General features: G+C 66.2%; 11 protein-coding genes and 1 tRNA gene. 3 read left to right on the top strand and 9 right to left on the bottom strand.

Annotation, left to right across the window (positions count from 1 at the left end; genetic code table 11):
- Positions 1 to 63 precede the first annotated feature (63 nt).
- The 5 genes from ACQRAG_RS02620 to nikA are packed head-to-tail and all read right to left on the bottom strand — an operon-like array spanning position 64 to position 5,126.
- Complete coding sequence (locus tag ACQRAG_RS02620) at positions 64 to 888, bottom strand: ABC transporter ATP-binding protein (RefSeq protein WP_427803859.1); 825 nt, start codon at positions 886 to 888, stop codon at positions 64 to 66.
- Positions 888 to 1,700 carry an ATP-binding cassette domain-containing protein gene (locus tag ACQRAG_RS02625; RefSeq protein ID WP_427803858.1) on the bottom strand — a complete coding sequence of 271 codons (813 nt, stop codon included), beginning with the start codon at positions 1,698 to 1,700 and terminating at the stop codon, positions 888 to 890. The genes ACQRAG_RS02620 and ACQRAG_RS02625 overlap by 1 nt, the downstream gene beginning before the upstream one ends.
- Positions 1,697 to 2,542 (bottom strand): nickel/cobalt ABC transporter permease, encoded by an 846-nt coding sequence (opp1C, locus tag ACQRAG_RS02630; RefSeq protein ID WP_427803857.1) that lies wholly within the window; start codon positions 2,540 to 2,542, stop codon positions 1,697 to 1,699. Before opp1C ends, ACQRAG_RS02625 begins: the two co-directional genes overlap by 4 nt.
- The gene (gene opp1B / locus ACQRAG_RS02635) at positions 2,539 to 3,480 is read right to left on the bottom strand and encodes a nickel/cobalt ABC transporter permease (protein WP_427803856.1); all 942 of its coding nucleotides are present in this window, start codon (positions 3,478 to 3,480) and stop codon (positions 2,539 to 2,541) included. Before opp1B ends, opp1C begins: the two co-directional genes overlap by 4 nt.
- 59 nt (positions 3,481 to 3,539) lie before the next feature.
- Entirely contained in the window at positions 3,540 to 5,126 is a 1,587-nt protein-coding gene (nikA, locus tag ACQRAG_RS02640; RefSeq protein WP_427803883.1) for a nickel ABC transporter substrate-binding protein, read from the bottom strand.
- Positions 5,127 to 5,235: 109 nt separating this feature from the next.
- On the opposite strand from nikA, the gene ACQRAG_RS02645 reads away from it, so the two are divergent.
- Positions 5,236 to 6,783, top strand: a complete 1,548-nt coding sequence (locus ACQRAG_RS02645; RefSeq protein WP_427803855.1) for an outer membrane homotrimeric porin — start codon at positions 5,236 to 5,238, stop codon at positions 6,781 to 6,783.
- 240 nt (positions 6,784 to 7,023) lie between these two features.
- On the opposite strand, the gene ACQRAG_RS02650 is transcribed toward ACQRAG_RS02645, so the two are convergent.
- Positions 7,024 to 7,100: transfer RNA gene (locus ACQRAG_RS02650), tRNA-Glu, on the bottom strand.
- Between the two features lie 144 nt (positions 7,101 to 7,244).
- On the bottom strand, positions 7,245 to 7,982 hold the full coding sequence (locus tag ACQRAG_RS02655; protein ID WP_168936221.1) for a sulfite exporter TauE/SafE family protein: 738 nt from the start codon (positions 7,980 to 7,982) through the stop codon (positions 7,245 to 7,247).
- Between the two features lie 502 nt (positions 7,983 to 8,484).
- Between ACQRAG_RS02655 and ACQRAG_RS02660 the strand changes: the two genes are divergently transcribed.
- Positions 8,485 to 9,606 (top strand): radical SAM protein, encoded by a 1,122-nt coding sequence (locus ACQRAG_RS02660; protein ID WP_427803854.1) that lies wholly within the window; start codon positions 8,485 to 8,487, stop codon positions 9,604 to 9,606.
- Positions 9,607 to 9,703: 97 nt separating this feature from the next.
- Positions 9,704 to 11,569 carry an excinuclease ABC subunit UvrC gene (gene uvrC, locus ACQRAG_RS02665; protein WP_204625093.1) on the top strand — a complete coding sequence of 622 codons (1,866 nt, stop codon included), beginning with the start codon at positions 9,704 to 9,706 and terminating at the stop codon, positions 11,567 to 11,569.
- A gap of 321 nt (positions 11,570 to 11,890) precedes the next feature.
- On the opposite strand, the gene ACQRAG_RS02670 is transcribed toward uvrC, so the two are convergent.
- Both ACQRAG_RS02670 and ACQRAG_RS02675 read right to left on the bottom strand, forming a co-directional pair.
- Entirely contained in the window at positions 11,891 to 12,619 is a 729-nt protein-coding gene (locus tag ACQRAG_RS02670) for a hydrolase (protein WP_418740745.1), read from the bottom strand.
- Positions 12,620 to 12,623: 4 nt separating this feature from the next.
- Positions 12,624 to 14,339 (bottom strand): aldehyde ferredoxin oxidoreductase family protein, encoded by a 1,716-nt coding sequence (locus tag ACQRAG_RS02675; protein WP_427803853.1) that lies wholly within the window; start codon positions 14,337 to 14,339, stop codon positions 12,624 to 12,626.
- Positions 14,340 to 14,493: the final 154 nt, after the last annotated feature.

Genomic DNA, 14,493 nt, shown 5'->3' on the forward strand with positions numbered 1-14,493 from the left:
GCAGCCACCCTGCCGCCATGCCCGCAGGATGCTTTACGGCGGAGAGCCATGCGCTCCTGTCGTTCAGACCTTCGCCGCCCCGGTGGCCCTTTCTGCCCCGGCAGCTTCGTCACAGCGCCCCTCCCATGCGGAGCGGAACGGGACGACTGTTTCCAGCATCCGCCGCAAGCTCGGGCTGCGGGCGCTCCCCAGCTGCGACACCGGCAGATGCTCCGCACAGCGGCCCTGATCCAGGACCAGCAAACTGTCACAGACCAGTGTTGCGGCCTGGAGATCATGGGTGATGAAAAGGCAGGTCGTGTCGCTGCGAATGTCCCGCAGCAATTCCAGTATCTGCACCTGTACCGGGACATCCAGCGAGCTCACGGCCTCGTCCAGCACCAGAAAGGACGGTCGCGCGGCCAGCGCCCGCGCGATGCAGGCCCGCTGCACCTGGCCGCCGCTGAGTTCATGCGGCAGACGGCCGGACAATGAAGGCGAAAGCCCCACGCGTTCCAGCAGCCTGTCCACTTCCCGTCGCCGCTCCCGGCGGGAAAGGCGGCAGCCCGGCCCCAGGCCCTCGTCCACGGCCTCCGCCAGCGTAAAGCCCGGATCGACCGAGGTCACATAGTCCTGAAAGACCACGGAGAGCCTCCCGCCCCGGGCCCGCCATTGCCGCAAGGGCTGACCTTCCAGCAGCACGATACCACGGTCGGGCCGCTCCAGCCCCAGCAGCAGACGGGCCAGCGTGCTCTTGCCGCTGCCGCTCTCGCCCACCAGGCCCGCCATCTCGCCCCGCTCCAGACAGAAGTCCAGCCCCTGCAGCACGGGCCGGGAGCCCCCTCCATGGGGGACGGCATAGGTCTTCCAGATATCCCGGACGGAAAGAAATATGTCGCTGCCGCTCATCACCTGTCTCCCAGAGCCTGCCGGAAGCCCCGCCATAGGGCCAGCCGGGTACGGACCAGATGCCGGGTGCAGGCATGGCCCGGCGCATCGAAAAGCTGTGCCGCCTGCCCATACTCGACGCAGCGCCCCGCCTGCATGACCAGCACCTCGTCTGCCAGCTGCTGTACGGCGCCAAGATCGTGCGAAACGAAGATCAGTGAGGCATCACGGGCCACGTCGGCCAGACAGCGCAGCACCTGCTGCTGATGGCAGGCATCCAGAGCGGTGGTAGGCTCATCGGCCACCACCAGCGCGGGCCGCAGGGCCAGTGTCAGGGCGATCATGCAGCGTTGCAGCATGCCGCCGGACAACTGGTGCGGGTAGCTGCTCAGGATGGTCTCCGGCAGGTCCACCCGCTGCAGGGCCTCGCAAACAACCTCCCGGGCCCGGGCAGCGGACATCCGCCCCCTGTCCCGCAAGGCCCCCTCCAGCTGCTTTCCCAAAGGCCTGAGAGGATCGAAGGCCGTCATGGCCTGCTGCAGGATGACGGCCATACCCGTGCCGCGCAGCTCCCGCCAGCCTGCGGGATCGAGACGGCCCAAATCGCGGCCGTCGAAATGCAATTGCCCGCTCCTGACAAGACCGGACGGCAGTAGGCCCAGCAGGGCCCGGCAGAGCAGGCTCTTGCCGCTGCCGCTCTCGCCCACGATGCCCAGACAGTGCCCGCGTTGCAGCGAAAAGCTCACGTCCTGCACCAGCGGCCTGCCGGACAGGCCCTCCGTGACGGAGACATGCCGCAGTTCCAGCAGCGGCACGGGATGTCCATGATTCACAGCACAGGCTCCTTGTGCATGGCGTGCCTGGGATCCAGAGCATCACGCAGGCTGTCGCCCAGATAGTTGCAGGCCGCCACCACCAGCAGGATGGCCAGCCCGGGCGGCAGCATCTGCCACGGGTACAGGACCATCACCTCGCGCGCCTCGCCCAGCATCATGCCCCATTCCGGTGTGGGCGGCTGCACGCCGAGCCCCAGAAAGGACAGGGCCGAGACCATCAGTATCACCGCGCCGGTATCCAGCGTGGCCAGGACGCTGATCTCCCCGGCAGCGCAGGGCAGCAGATGACGCCTCATGATATGGCCCGTGCCGTAGCCCGCCACACGCGCAAAACGCACGAAGTCCCTGTCCGCATAACGGAGGGTGATGGTCCGCATCATGCGCGCGTACCAGGGCCACTTGGCCACCACGCAGGCCAGCACCACGTTTTCCAGCCCCGGCCCCAGCATGCCCACGATGGCCAGCACCATGACCTCGCCGGGGAAGGAGAGCATCACGTCGCACAGCCGCATGAGGCAGGACTCCACCCGCCCGCGCACAAGGCCCGCCAGCATGCCCAGCAGGGCCCCCAGCGAAACCGTGGCCCCCATGGCCAGCAGCGAGACGCCCAGCGTGGCCCGGGCCCCGTAGAGCAGGCGGGAAAAGATGTCGCGCCCCAGCCTGTCCGTGCCCAGCCAGTGTTCGGGCCCGCAGAGGGCCAGCTTGCGGCTGCCGTCCACGGCCAGCGGATCCCAGGGCGTCAGCCACGGGGCCAGCAGGGCCGCCAGCAGCACGATGCCCAGGAACAGCAGGCAGGCCAGGCCAGCCCTGTCATGCAGCAATGCCCGTACGCACCTCATCGCAGCCCCCGTTCACGCAGACGCGGGTCCAGCAGGCCCGCACAAATGTCCATGCACAGGTTGCCGGCCACGAACAGCACGGCCATCAGCAGGACATAGGCCTGGATGACGGGAAGATCCCGGTTGAAGATGGCCGTGACGCACAAGCGCCCCAGACCGGGCCAGGCAAAGATGCACTCCACCACAAAGCTGCCTGCCACCAGCTTGGGCAGGCTCATGCCCAGGGCCGTGAGGCTGGCCTGCAGGGAATTACGGAGCACCATGTGCAGGATGGCCCCCCGGCTGCGGCCGCAGGCCCGGGCGTAGAGGACGAAGTCTTCCTGCGCGGTCTGCACCATGCTGTTGCGCAACAGCCGGGCATAGGCGGCCAGATAGGGCAGGGCCAGCGTCACGGCCGGGAGCACCAGCGAGGACGGCCCCTCAAGGCCGCCGGTGGGCAGCCAGTCCAGATGGACGGAGAACAGCCAGATCAGCAGCAGCCCCGCCCAGAAGGCCGGTACGGAGGTACCCAGGAAAAGCAAGGCCCGCAGCAGGCGGTCCACCACCCTGCCCTCATGGCGGACACAGACCAGGGCCACGGCCAGGCTGCATGCCAGCGTGATGGCCGCGGCCGTCCCCGCCAGCATCAGGGTGGGCGGCAGGGCCCGGGCCAGCTCCCCGGCCACGGGCCGCCCGTTCACATAGCTCATGCCCAGGTCGCCCCGAAGCACATCCGCGAGCCAGCGTAGGTAACGTTCCGGAAAGGGCCTGTCCAGCCCGAGCTGCGTGCGCACCTCGGCCAGCAGTTCCGGCGTGGGGGTCATGTCATTGACCCGGATGACCACTTCCGCCGGGTCCCCGGGGCTGAGCTGGATGAGGACGAACGACAGGAACGATATCCCCAGCAAGAGCGGCACGAGCCCCAGCAGGCGACGCAACAGGCAATGCTTCATGTCCATCCTTCATCTCCGTCCCGGTGCCTCCAGGCCATGCCTGCCGGACACCGGGACGCAGTGCATCAAAAATATATCTTCTCGAAGGGGATCTCGTACTGCGACACGCCGAACGAAACGCCCTTGAGCTCCCGCACGTGGACGGCCTTGGTGCGGGAATAGGTCAGCGGGATGTAGACGCCCTCATCATGTACATAACCGAGGATCTCCGCATACAGGGCCTTGCGGCGCTCCTCGTCCGTCTCGGTCATCAAACGGGTGATGGCCGCGTCCAGCCATTCCTTGCGCTCCAGACCCAGCTGGGCCTGATAGTCCCCGTGCGCCGGGATGCGCCACGAGGAAATATAGGACTGCGGGTCGTAAGGCGTGCCCCAGGACAGGGAATACTGCAATTCAAAGTCGCCGCTCTTCTGGCGATCCAGAAAGGCCTGCTTCTCCTCGCCCACGATCTTCATCTCCACCCCGATCTTTTTCAGGTCCGCCTGCATGTACTCGCCGATGCTGCGCTCCTGCGCATTCTGCGAATTGTAGTACAGGCGCACGCTGGCCCTCCGTCCGTCCTTGTAGCGCCAGCCGTCGGCCGCCATGAGCCAGCCCGCCCCGTCCAGCAGACGCGCCGCCTTTTCCGGGTCATGGCCGCGCGCCTCCAGCGGCAGGTCGCAATAGGCCACCGTGGAGGCCAGCAGGCTGGGGGCCACGGTTTCGGAACCGTTGAGGATGGTGGCGGCGATGCCTTCCCTGTCCACCGCGTACTGCAGGGCCAGGCGCACGTCCCGCTCCCGGGTGAACGGCTGGTGGGCATTGAGCAGTATGGCCCGCGAGGCGATGGGCTGGCTGATGGCCGCCGCATAGCGCCCCTCACGGCGGATGGCGTCGAAATTGTCCAGGTTGAGCATGTCGCCATCGGCCCCGAACACCAGATCCACGTCCCCCTTGTGCAAGGCCAGCAGGATGGCCTGGTGGTCGGGCATCACCTTCCAGCGCACGGCCTGCAAACGGGGCTTCTCTCCCCAGTAAGAGGGATTGGCCGTGAACAGGGCGTACTGGTTCTCCTTGTGTTCCTTCAGTATCCACGGGCCCGTGCCCACGAGGCCGCGCACGCCGTTGCGCGTCTGGCCGTCGATGAAGCAGGACGGCGAGATGAAACGGAAAGGCCGCAACAGCCCCAGCTCGATGAGAGTGGGATAATAGGGGTGCTTGAGTACCAGACGCCAGGTGTGGCTGTCCACGACTTCGTGGCGTTCGATCTCGTTGATCATGTCCAGCCAGGCGTGGCGCAGGCGATTGGCGATGATGGCATCCATGTTCAGGCGGACGGCCTCGGCATCGAAGGGCGTCCCGTCGCTGAAGGTCACACCACGGCGCAGATGGAAGGTATAGACGCGGCCGTCGGGCGAGATCTCCCAGCTTTCGGCCAGCCAGGGCCGGACACCTTCCGCCGTGTTGATGACCAGGGGCTCGAAGACCATGCCCTGGGCTGCCATCTCGCCGCCGTACAGGTGCGGATTGATGTCCCGGATGTCCTTGGTGCTGGCATAGACCAGCTCCTCGCGCGGCGCACCGGCCTGTCCCTTCTCCTCTTCCCGGCAGCCGGCCAGCAGGCTCAGGCCGCAGAGCAGCAGCCAGCATACCAGCAGTTTGCCCATCCTCATTTTTTCCACAGGAACCTCCCCACAATAGTGGCATGTTTTTAAAAAGCGTGCTACCAGAAAATCGTAGCACACTTTCTAAAAACATGCCACACATTTCAGAGGAGGACAGATGAAGAAAAACAAGCCGTATGGCGCAGCCGCCGCCCTGCTGGCCGGGGCCCTGCTGGGGGGGCTCATGACCGCGCCCGGAGCCCACGCCGTGGACTTTCGTGTCAAAGGCGTCTGGATCGCCATGCTCGAATACGGGGATGGCGGCAGCTTTGTCCGCAAGGACAGGGAAGGGAAAAACGTGCAGGGCTGGGGTCGCTGGGGCGAGGACCGTTTCGAGGCCAAGAACCGCGTACGCCTGCAACTGGATGCCGCGGTGTCCGATGCCCTTTCCGGCAGCGTCTATTTCGAGATAGGCGGGGCCACCTGGGGCCGTGCCCGCAGCGGCGGGGCCCTGGGGGCTGACGGCCAGATCGTCAAGATCAAGCACAGCTATCTGGACTGGAACCTCCCCGGCACGGGGCTCAAGGCACGCATGGGCCTGCAGCGCATCTTCCTGCCCGATTTCGTCACCGATGCCTCACAGGTCTTCGATGCCGACGTGGCCGGGATCAGCGTCGCCGCTCCGCTCACGGAACATCTGTCCCTGACTGCCTTCTGGGCGCGGGCCTTCAATGACAACTGGGCCGCCCCCGATGGCGGCCAAAGCGGCTGGCTGGACAATGCGGACTTCTTCGGCCTTTTGCTGCCGGTGACGTATGAAGATATACGCCTCACCCCCTGGGCGCTGCTGGGAACGATCGGCAAGAACGCGTTCCGCCACGGCAACGGACGGTTCTACAGCCGCAACAGCGAAGGGAGCTACGGCATCGGCCTGTCCCCGTCCGCCTATCGCTTCGATGGCCGCGAGAGCAGCCTGGCCCAGGCCACGGCCTTCTGGGCGGGCCTCACCGGCGAGATCACGGCGGCCCGGCCGTTGCGTCTGGCCTGGAGCGCGGCCTGGGGCAGCGTCGCCACAGGGGATGCCGCCCTCGACCGTCACGGCTGGTATGCCTCGGCCCTGGCCGAATACGCGCTGGACTGGGGCACTCCCGGCATCTATGGCTGGTACAGCAGCGGCGATGACGGGGACCCCGCCAACGGTTCCGAGCGCATGCCCACCATCGAGGCCAACAACGAGGGCACCAACAGCGTGGCCGGCTTCGGCACCCTGGGCACCTGGACCCTGGGCCGGGACACCCTGCTGGGCTCCACACTGGTGGGCACCTGGGGCCTGGGCCTGCGCGTGTGCGATATCAGCTTTTTCGAAGACCTGAGCCACACGATCCATCTCAACTATTATCAGGGCACCAACAGCGCCGGCATGGCCCGCCACATCAAGGGGGCCGGCGGCCCTGACATCGTCCGCCCCAACGGGACGGACTTCAATACCGCCAATTACTACGGACTGTACCTGACCGACAGGGACCGGGCCATGGAAGTGGGCATCATGAGCACCTATACCCTCCACGAGAACCTGAAGCTGCTGGTGGAGGCCAATTACATCGCCCTGTGGCTGGACAACAGCCGGGATGTCTGGGGCGGCTACCACGCCGGAGGACGCCGCTACGCCGCCAACAGCACCGAGGATGCCTGGAACATGAACGTGAGCTTCATCTACAAATTCTAGCCTGCGGGCCTCAAGGCCTGTTTCCCGCAGCCGCCGTTACTCCGGGCTTCCCGGATGCGGCGGCTGTTCTGTTCGAAAAAACAGATCTCCGCCACAGGCCACACGACCTTGCCTGAGCCAGCCCAATTCCCCGTGGACGCTCGCGCAAAGCATGTCCCGAACAAGAAAGCCCTCGCGGTCTCCCGCAAGGGCTGAAACGAAAAAGGCACCTGCATCACTGCAGGTGCCTTGATTCCTTGTTGGCGTCCCCAAGGGGATTTGAACCCCTGTCGACGGCGTGAAAGGCCGTTGTCCTGGGCCGGCTAGACGATGGGGACGCATCGAACTCGTTCTATGTATGGGAAATGCTGCCGAAGGTCAAGCAAAAATTTTGGAATCTGCAAATTTTTTTTGAAAGGGTCGGAAAACATCCGTCGCAGCCTGCCCGATCCCCCGGCCTGCCCTTCCCCGCTGTCCGCCACCTACCAGATGGAGCGCACCAGGCAGACCACGCCGCAGATGGCGATGATGGCCAGCAGGACACGGCGGAACAAAAGCACGTTGATGCGCTTGACCACAGGGAAGGCCGCCAGGCTGCCCAGCATCACGCCGGGCGTCCCGTACATGGCCATGCCCAGTACCTCGGGCGTGAAAAAGCCGTGCCACCACTGCAGCACCAGAGTGATGATGCCGCGCAGCATGAAGAAGACGCTCACCGTGCCCAGAAAGACACGCGGCTCCCAGCCCACGGCCAGGCCAAAGGCGGCCATGGGCGGCCCGTCCAGGGCGATGCCCGTGCCCAGCAGACCGGCGCCGAAGCCGCAGGCCACGCCCACCGGCTGCAAGCGGGCCCCGCCGCCGCGCCCCCCATGCACATAGAGCTGCCAGTACACGAAGAACAGCAGCAGGATGCCCACGATGCCCTGCAGGACGGCGCCGGAACAGATCTGCAGCAGATAGACGCCCGCAAAGGAGCCGGGCACCGCGCCCAGCAGCAGCCAGGGCATGGCATCGAAGCGGCAAAAGCGCACATGCATGGCGATCATGCAGGCATCCTTGAAAAAGCAGACCAGGCAGCTCAGAGGGATGAGCGCGTGCATGGGGATGGCCAGCGCCAGGAAGGGAAAGGCGAACATGGTTCCGCCGATGCCGCTGACACCGGAGACGAAACCACCGGCGAACCAGCAGACAAAAACAAAGATATCAAGTGCATCGGGCATGGCATCCTCCTTTCTCGCCCCGGCATGGGGCCGTGCCCCTGCCGCCGTCATGGCTCTTACAGGGCTTTGCCTCCGGCGGCAAGACAAGAATGGCTTTCTCCTGCCATCCCGGAGGGATGATGTCCATTCCGCCCTCCCCGCCCTGCTCCATGGCAAAGCCCCAATAGCCGACGGGACGCCACGCCCGCCGCCTCGCAGACCTCCCCGACGCGGACGAAGGAGACGGGCTGCCCCCTGCCGGAAAGAAGGAACAGCCGTTGTCCCCAAAGGGGGCGCGCGTGCTGCGGTGCCCGGCGAGTTCCCGCAGTCCGCCTGTGGCCACGGCTGCGGAGACCCTCCCCATGGCATCCGCCCTCTCCCTGCCCGCCGCATGTGCCAAAAGGAACAACATCCCCGTCCCGGAGCGTGCCGCATCGACCTTTTGCCCGGACTGTGCTATGTCGGAAGGACCGTCGCCCAACCGGCGCCCGCCTTCCCGGCCCGCGCACAGCAGGAGAAGTCCATGCCGTCCGATGACTGTCTGAAAAAGCTCTACATAGAACCCACAGCGCGCTGCAACCTGCGCTGCAAGATGTGTTTCCGCAACAGCTGGAAGAACGAGATCATCGGCGACATGCGGCCGGAGACCTTCCGCAAGGCCATGACGACCATGCCCGACAGCGTGGAGACCGTCTTTTTCGGCGGCATGGGCGAGCCCCTGGCCCACCCGGACATCGTGGAGATGGTGCGCACGGCATCCTCGCTGGGCAAGCGCGTGGAGCTGCTGAGCAACGGGACCCTGCTGGATGCCCGGCGCACGGCCGAGCTGCTGGATGCCGGTCTGGACATGCTCTGGCTGTCCATCGACGCCCTGGACGACGGCCGCTATGCGCAGATCCGCCGCAACAGCCAGCTGGCGCTGGTCAAGGAACATATCGTGGAGTTCAACCGCCAGCGCGCCCGTCTGGACAGGACCGTGCGTCTGGGCGTGGCCTTCGTGGTCATGAAGAGCAATGCCCACGAGCTGGCCCTGCTGCCCTATTTCTCCACCTACTACAAGGTGAACGAGGTCAACATCTCCAACGTCATCCCCACGGACGAGCATACGGCCTCGGAAGTGCTCTACAACAACGTGGTGGACTGGGGCCTGGGCGATCCCGCGCCCATGGAAAGCTCGCCGCGCATCCACCTGCCGCTCATGGACTGGCAGGACCCGGCGGCCCAGGAAGGCCTGCGCAGCCTGCTCTCCACCTCCATGTGCAGCGTCTACCTTTCCGGCCAGCGCGTCAGCCGGGCGGCCCGGCACTGCCGCTTCATCGACGAGGGCATGGCCTTCGTCAAGTTCGACGGCCATGTCAGCCCCTGCATGTCCCTGCTGCGCAATGCCACCCTTTACTGGCGCCAGAAGCAGCGCGAGACCCGCAGCCACTTTTTCGGCGATCTGGCGGAACAGGGCCTGGACGAGATCTGGAACGCCCCGGACTATGCCGACTTTCGCCGCCGGGTGCTCAATTTCGAGTTCTCGCCCTGCTACCGGTGCAGCCTGTGCGAGAACTGGGAACAGGGCCTTACCGACTGTTACGGCAACGATGCCCCCACCTGTGGCGGCTGCCTCTGGTCCGAGGGCGTCATCAGCTGCCCGTAGGCCGGCATCCTGTGGCGGGAGCGGGAAGGGGGCTTCCTGCTCCCCCGGCCCCGACCCGCGGCTTGCCCTGCTCCGCGCCCGCCTGTAGCATGGGGCCATGCAGAAACCCGATCCTTCTTCCATCCCCCTCTCGCCCGGTGTCTACCTGTACCGGGACGGCAAAGGCCAGGTCATCTATGTGGGCAAGGCGCGCATCCTGCGCCGCCGCGTGCTCTCCTATTTCCGCCCCGAAGGCCTGCCCGCCAAGACAAAAGCCATGCTGGCCCACGCGCAGAGCATCGAATTCCTGACCACCACCACGGAAAAGGAAGCCCTGCTGCTGGAAGCCAGCCTCATCAAGAAATACCGGCCGCATTACAATATCGTGCTGCGCGACGACAAGCAGTACGTGCTCTTCCGCGTGAACATCAAGCACCCCTTCCCCCGGCTGGAGGTGGTGCGCAAGGCCCGGCGCGACGGGGCCCGCTATTTCGGGCCCTTCACGTCCTCGCTGGCCGCCCGCGAGACCTGGAAGCTGCTGCACCGGGCCTTTCCCCTGCGCCGCTGCTCCGACAGGGCCATGAAGAACCGCGTGCGCCCCTGCCTTTACCATCATATGGGCCAGTGCCCGGCCCCCTGCATGGGGCTGGTCACGGCCGAGGACTATTTCGAAGGCGTGCGCCGCGTCTGTGACCTTTTGCAGGGCAAGGCCGACCCCCTGCTCAAGGAATTGCACAGCCGCATGGAAGCCGCTGCGGAAGCTCTGGAATTCGAACAGGCCGCCGTGCTGCGCGACCAGATCCGCGCCGTGGAAAAGACCGTGGAACGACAGGCCACGGTCCTGCCCGGCGGCGGCGACATGGACGTGCTGGGACTGTTCCAGGCGGAGCGGGGCCTGGCCCTGGGGCTGGTCTTCGTACGCGGCGGCGCCATGACCGACGGCCGGGCCTTTTACTGGCCGGGCCTGACCTTCGACGACGCGCCGGAGCTGCTCTTTTCCTTCGTGGGCCAGTATTACGAACAACTCACCCCGCCGCCGCGCATCCTGCTGCCCTGGCTGCCCGCAGCCGTGCAGGAGGCTGACGGGGAAGACGGCGGCACGGACGGGGCCCCCGACGAGCGCAGCCTGCTGGAACAGGCCCTTTCCGAACGGCGCGGCGGCCCGGTGCGGCTGGTGGCGCCGCAGAACCCGGCCGACAACCGTCTGGTGGACGTGGCCCAGTCCAATGCCCGCGAAGAGGCCCGGCGGCGCGAAAAGCTGGAGGAAACGCCCCTGCCGGAACGGCTGGCGCGGGCCCTGCACCTGCCGGGCGCGCCCCGGCGTATCGAATGCGTGGACGTGTCTCATACCGGCGGCCGCCAGACCCGCGTGGGCATGGTGGTCTATGAGGACGGCCGCCCCAGCCCCGACCAGTACCGGGCTTATGCCATGCCCGACGGCGGCGACGATTACGGCACGCTCTATGCCTGGGTGGCCCGGCGTCTGGAAAGCGGCCCGCCCTGGCCCGACCTGATGCTCATCGACGGGGGCCGCGGCCAGCTGGCCGTGGTGGAGCGCGCTCTGGCCGATGCGGGCAAGGCCGATTTCTTCCCGCTGGCGGCCATCGCCAAGGCCCGGGACGAGGCTGGCCATGCCGACCGGCGCGCGGGCAATGTGGCCGACCGCATCTTCCTGCCCGGCCGCAGCAATCCCCTGCCCCTGCGCGAAGGCTGCGCGGAGCTGCTCTTTTTGCAGAACGTACGAGACGCCACGCACCGTTTCGCCATCGGCCGTCACCGCAAGGCGCGCGGTCAGGCCGCCCTTTCCGGCGAGCTCATGCGCCTGCCCGGCATCGGCCCGGCCACGGCACGCCTGCTCTGGGAGACCTTCGGCAGTCTGGAGGCCATGCGGGCCGCCAGCGTGGACGATCTGCGCCGCCTGCCCGGCATCGGGGCTTCCAGGGCCGCCCTGCTGCACGAAAAGCTGAAAGGGCTGGAGGGCTGAGGAAACGGGAGCTCGTCTCCCCTGCCCTTCCCCCGTCTTCCCGCTCTGCCGCGGCTTGCAGGATGGCGGGAAGGAAAAGGGAATCTTCACGCCTCCTCCCGCTCCCCTCGGGGAACAGGGGACAGGCCGCCCCGCGCGAGAGCGCCATGGCGGCAAAGAACGATAAAAAGCCCGCCGGAGAAGACTCCGGCGGGCTTTTTTGTACATCCGGCAGGCCTTTCCCCTGTCCCCATGCAAGGATGGGGATACCGGACGCACGGGGGCGCTCTCCTGCCACAAGGAGGGATCGCCCCGGTCCGTCCTTCGGGGAACCGGCGTGCGCTATGCGGCCTCCGATGCGGCCTCCGTCTGCTTTGAGGACAACAGGGCCAGCAGCAGCCCCAGGATCGCTCCCAGGACAGCCGCGAACAGGACACGGAAGGACGGGGGCAACAGGAACGTCACGGTATGGACCGGGATCCAGAACCAGAGCAGGGAGCGGCACAGCACGTTTTTCCAGAAGCCGTTCCAGTCCACGGACTGCAGGAGCCTGCCGGTCTGCGGGGCATTCCAGAGGCAGGCCAGACGCCCCTGATACTGGGCGATGTGCAGGTCAGCCACCTTGTGCGCGATCATCATGATGGGAGCGAACATGGTGTTCATCGTCAGGCTGACGGAAAACGCCGTCAGGATCTTCGTCGTGCCCAGCGGGCCGGAAAGGGCCTGTTCCGCCGCTTCCATGCCGAGCAGGTGCAGGATGACCGGCGCTCCCGCAGAAAAGATCATGAAGGCTGCCGAGATGGCGACCCCCAGGCAGCCCCACACCACGGCGCGGGGGATGAGGCCGAAGCCGGCCGTCACATAGACCCCTTTGGTCAACCGCAGTGCCAGGCATTCGCCCAGGGTCGCCAGCAAGGCGAACTTGCAAAAGCCCATGAAGAAAGGATGCCCCGCCGTCATGGAGGTGTAGGCCTCCATGACGCTCTCGGAACACAAAAGGACCAGGGCGCAGAACGCGATGCCCCCCATGCAGACGAGGTCTGCCGTACGACTGCCGAATCTTGCCTGCATACGACTACCCCCGCTGTCCCGCGCTGAAATCGAGCGTCGATGCCAGCTGTTCCCGCGGGATGTCGAACACGCTGTCATGCGGCGGCAGGGCTTCTTCCCGCATGAAGGCCGGGACATCGTCCTCGGAGGCGTCAATATGCGCGCCGGCATTGAAGCGCTTTTCGTTCTCCAGCGTCTGCCGTCCCAGCGCCAGCACGTCGTCCGGCGTCCAGCTGCCGCCGTAGACCCCGGCCAGCATCTCGCCCACAAGGCCGAAGACCGCCGCATCCTCCGAGGGCATGGCCGAAAAGATGCACATCCCGAGGCTGTCAAAGACGGCCATCAGCGTCTGGGCGGCCCGCGAAGCCTCCACTTGTCCGGCAGTCCCCAGGGGATCCAGCCCCGGCATGCCGATGGTATTGCCCGCGGTATGGTCACCGCCCATGGTCGACGTGGCGCACGTGACGCCCGTGCCCTTCAGCGCCCGCGGATCATAGCCCGCCAGCGCCTGACGCTTGACGACAGGGATGCGCCGCACCCCGTATCGCTTGCCGAAGCGTTCCGTCCCCTCGGCCAGCTCCCGGCCCAGCACCGTCCCGTCCCGCATCTGGCGGATCATGTCGAGGATGCCGGCCGAGTCACCGTAGGGAAGGAGCCCGGCTTCCATGGCCATGGCGATGGTGGCCCCGGTCTCCATGGTATCGAGCCCGGTATCGTCGCACAGCCGGTCCACCGCCGCGACCGTATCCAGGTCCGCCACATCAAGGTTGGAGCCGTTGAGCGCGATGGTCTCGTATTCCATCCCCGAAGTCAGGTACTCACCATCAGGGCCATGATAAACATTGGAGCAGGCGATGGGGCACCCCACCTGGCAGGCATGGGTCATCTGGCCGCCGCGGGCCTGCTGCAGGGCCTGCATGCGCTCCCCGGAAAGGCCGTCCGCGCCTTCGAACCTGCCGGTCCGGTAATTGCGCGTGGGCATGGCCCCCATCTCGTTGATGACCGTCACCAGGGATGCCGTGCCGAAACGGGGCAGGACGGACCCCGTCATGGGGTGCTCGCGCAAAGCTTTCATATAGGCCTTGCTGGCTGCGCGGAAGCGGGCGGCGTCTTTCATGGCGGGACGCTGGTTCCCCTCCAGGAAAACGACGGCCTTGAGCCCCCGGCGGCCCATGACGGCCCCCAGACCGCCCCGGGCCGCAGCCCGTGAAGGATGCCCCTCCCTGTCCGTGACCTGCACCGAGGAGTTGAGGTACCGCCGCTCTCCGGCAGGACCGATACAGACGATGGAGATGCCCTCCCCGTAGCGGCTGCGCAAGAGCTCGCAGGTCCTGTATGTCCCCTGCATGGCCAGCCCCTCGGCATCATCCAGGCGAACATGGTCCTGGCCGACGACCAGGACACGCATGCCGTCGGCACTGCCGGAGACCACAAGGGCACGCAGCCCCAGCTTGGCCATGGCAAGACCGGCGGTCCCCCCGGCGTTCGCCTCCTTGATGGTGCCTGTGAGCGGGCTTTTGCCGCCAAGGGAAAGGCGCCCGGACGTGGCCGCCAGGGTCCCCGCCATCAGGCCGTTGCAGATCACCAGTTTGTTGTCGTCCCCCAGCGGGTCGCATGCGGGATCGATCTCCTTCAGCAAAAGGGCCGCTATCAGGCCCCTGCCGCCGAGCATGGGATACGTTTCGTCTGCATCCTCATAGCTGCTGTTTCCTGTGCGCATATCGAGTCGCAGTATCTTCATTGCATTGCTCCATCTGCCATATCTGCGTTCCATCCGGGAACAGTCTCTTTGTATTGGCAGATTCTGAATGCAAGCTGCGTGCCACACTCGTGATGCTTTTACCTGCTGCCGGCCGCTCTTTCCTGCCCATGCTTCGGACGAAAAGCGGCTGTTG

Source organism: Desulfovibrio sp. SGI.230 (assembly GCF_050313065.1).
In the GTDB taxonomy this organism is placed as follows: Bacteria; Desulfobacterota; Desulfovibrionia; order Desulfovibrionales; family Desulfovibrionaceae; genus Desulfovibrio.

Coding starts and splice junctions, on each gene's coding strand:
- opp1C (WP_427803857.1), bottom strand. CDS start 2,542: ATGAGGTGCGTACGGGCATTGCTGCATGACAGGGCTGGCCTGGCCTGC.
- ACQRAG_RS02655 (WP_168936221.1), bottom strand. CDS start 7,982: ATGCCCGATGCACTTGATATCTTTGTTTTTGTCTGCTGGTTCGCCGGT.
- ACQRAG_RS02660 (WP_427803854.1), top strand. CDS start 8,485: ATGCCGTCCGATGACTGTCTGAAAAAGCTCTACATAGAACCCACAGCG.
- ACQRAG_RS02645 (WP_427803855.1), top strand. CDS start 5,236: ATGAAGAAAAACAAGCCGTATGGCGCAGCCGCCGCCCTGCTGGCCGGG.
- opp1B (WP_427803856.1), bottom strand. CDS start 3,480: ATGGACATGAAGCATTGCCTGTTGCGTCGCCTGCTGGGGCTCGTGCCG.
- ACQRAG_RS02675 (WP_427803853.1), bottom strand. CDS start 14,339: ATGAAGATACTGCGACTCGATATGCGCACAGGAAACAGCAGCTATGAG.
- uvrC (WP_204625093.1), top strand. CDS start 9,704: ATGCAGAAACCCGATCCTTCTTCCATCCCCCTCTCGCCCGGTGTCTAC.
- ACQRAG_RS02670 (WP_418740745.1), bottom strand. CDS start 12,619: ATGCAGGCAAGATTCGGCAGTCGTACGGCAGACCTCGTCTGCATGGGG.
- ACQRAG_RS02620 (WP_427803859.1), bottom strand. CDS start 888: ATGAGCGGCAGCGACATATTTCTTTCCGTCCGGGATATCTGGAAGACC.
- nikA (WP_427803883.1), bottom strand. CDS start 5,126: ATGAGGATGGGCAAACTGCTGGTATGCTGGCTGCTGCTCTGCGGCCTG.